General features: G+C 65.7%; 3 protein-coding genes. 1 reads left to right on the top strand and 2 read right to left on the bottom strand.

All coding sequences use genetic code 11. The features are described from left to right. Together EOA27_RS32690 and EOA27_RS32685 are read right to left on the bottom strand one after the other, a co-directional pair. Positions 1–471 (bottom strand): MarC family protein (locus EOA27_RS32690; protein ID WP_145970692.1); only part of this gene is annotated, 471 nt, incomplete at its 3' end. Between the two features lie 163 nt (positions 472–634). Then, positions 635–1,165, bottom strand: coding sequence for a hypothetical protein (locus EOA27_RS32685; protein WP_126082578.1), 531 nt, complete (start codon positions 1,163–1,165; stop codon positions 635–637). A gap of 84 nt (positions 1,166–1,249) precedes the next feature. Here EOA27_RS32685 and EOA27_RS32680 point away from each other — a divergent pair, with 84 nt between their 5' ends. Beyond that, positions 1,250–2,074, top strand: a complete 825-nt coding sequence (locus EOA27_RS32680) for an AraC family transcriptional regulator (RefSeq protein WP_127258315.1) — start codon at positions 1,250–1,252, stop codon at positions 2,072–2,074. Positions 2,075–2,280: the final 206 nt, after the last annotated feature.

Here is a 2,280-nt window from a genome sequence, read left to right as displayed (position 1 = left end):
GCAGAGGAAGATGATGCCGACCAGGGCTGCCTGCGCGGCAAAGCCTTCGAAATGTCCCGACAACAGCACGGTCGCCGAGATCGCGCCAGGGCCGGCGATCAGCGGGATCGCCAGCGGGAAGGCGGCGATGTTGTGGATCATGTCCTTGGTGATGGCGACGTCGCCGATCTTCTCCTTGCGGTCCTGGCGGCGCTCGAACACCATTTCGAAGGCGATGAAGAACAAGAGAAAGCCGCCGGCGACGCGGAAGGCCGGCAGCGTGATGCCGAACACCGACAGGATCGAGGCGCCGGCAACCGCGAACAGCGCCATGACCAGAAAGCCGATCACCGAGGCGCGCACCGAGACCTGTTGGCGCTCCTCTCGGTTCATGCCGCGCGTCACGGCGAGGAAGAGCGGCGCCAGCCCCGGCGGGTCGATGGTCACCAGTATGGTGACGAAGGCGTTGAACAGGCTGTCGAAACTCGGCATCGCTGGCCCCTCCCGCCAGGCGAAGCCCAGCCTCTGCAATTGGTAAAGCAAAGCCCAGGCGCTGGAAACAGGCGGGAAGATGGTTTCGCGAACCTGGTGAAGCCCGGCGGCGCAAAGGATGGCTACGGCTCTTGTTTTGTGCCGCTGCGATCTTCGGTAGTCATCAGCTCTCACCCACCCGCCGGGCCAAAAACTCCACCTCCATGCGCCAGGTCGCGCCGCCGTCATGCGAGCGCTCGCCCAGCCAGCGGAACGAGTTTTCGGTAATGCGCGAAAAGCTCCAGCGTACCGACGCGCCGGTTCCGTCGGCGCCGACCTGGACGATCGTGTCGCCCTCGGCGCTGCCGAGCTGCCGGCTGTAGTACTGATTGCGCGGGTCGCTCCAGAAGATGTGCCAGGCGTCGGCGCCGGGATCGTAGACGCGCAATGTCGTGCCGTAGAAGGTCCACGGTCCGAGCGACGGGGAGGGACCCGCGTCGCGGGCGGGCAGTATCCAGACGTCCTGCAAGGCCCTGCCTTCCAGAACCCAGCCGAAATGCACCTCGCCGCGACCGGTGAGCTTTGTGCCGTCCTCTAGAATGCGCGTGGCATCGAATGTCCAGGCGCCGATGAAGCGGCCGTAGAGCTTCAGCTTTTCGGCGAGATCCGGAATGGGGTCGTCGCTGTGCAAGGCTTCGGCAAAGGGATTAGTCATGGTTGCTGCCTCGTTTGTCAGGAGAGGGCAAGCAATAGGGGCAGGCGGGGTTCGCCGCTTGGGAAAAATTGCTATCGTTCGGGCATGACAACAGCGCAGAGAACTCTGGCTTCCGGATCAGGCTGGCAGGTGTCCGACGTGGTGTGTACCGCCGCCGCGGGCGACAGGCCGTTCGAGGAAGGACATCGCGGCTTCTGCGTCGCCGCGGTGGCCAGCGGCACGTTCCGCTACCGCACGCGCCAGGGCACGGCGAAGCTGGCGCCGGGTGCCATCCTGCTCGGAAATCCCGGCGCCTGCTATGAATGCGGGCATGAGCACGGCGCCGGTGACCGCTGCCTTTCCTTCCATTTTTCGCCAGCCTATCTGGAGCGCGTCGTGGCCGAACTGCCGGGCGCGAAGCGGCTGGGCTTCGCCGATCCGCGCCTGCCGCCCTTGCCGGCGCTCGCGCCTTTGCTGGCCGAGGCGGAGGCTGCGCGCGAAAGGAGCGACAACGAGGCGTTCGAGGAACTCGGCCTACGCCTTGCCGGCGCGGTGGTCGCGGCTGCCGCCGGTTCTTTCAGAACGGCGCGGACACCAAGCCGCCGCGATCAGAAACGCGTTGCCGAAGCGGTGCGGCTGATCGAGCTCAATGCCGAGCGGCCGCTCTCGCTGGCCGAGCTCGCCGGCGCCACGGCGACGAGCCCGTATCATTTCCTACGCATCTTCCGGCATGTGGCCGGCATGACGCCCTATCAGTTCCTGCTCAGGACAAGGCTGCATCGGGCCGCCGTGCGGCTGCGCAACTCGGACGCGACGATCTCGACAATCGCCTTCGACACAGGCTTCAACGATCTGTCGAGCTTCAACCGTCGGTTTCGGCGCGAGATGGGAGAGGCGCCGGGCGCCTATCGCGCCCGGCGCGTTGGCTGAAAAAGCCTGCCGCTGCCCGTCGGGGGTCGTTCATGGCATGCTATCCTGTTCCTTGAGCTGCGGTTTCCCCGGACCAAGTGATTTGATCGCCGCGTCGACGCAGTGGAAAATGCGCTCAGCGCCGACGATGTCGGCGATGCCGAACCGCTTGAGCGCCGCTTGGGCGCGCAGCGATTCCATGCGCGCGATAGCAAAGACCGCACCTT

The sequence above is a fragment of the Mesorhizobium sp. M2A.F.Ca.ET.037.01.1.1 genome, assembly GCF_003998075.1.
Taxonomy (GTDB): Bacteria; Pseudomonadota; Alphaproteobacteria; order Rhizobiales; family Rhizobiaceae; genus Mesorhizobium.
This window is presented reverse-complemented; position numbering and strand designations above follow the sequence as displayed.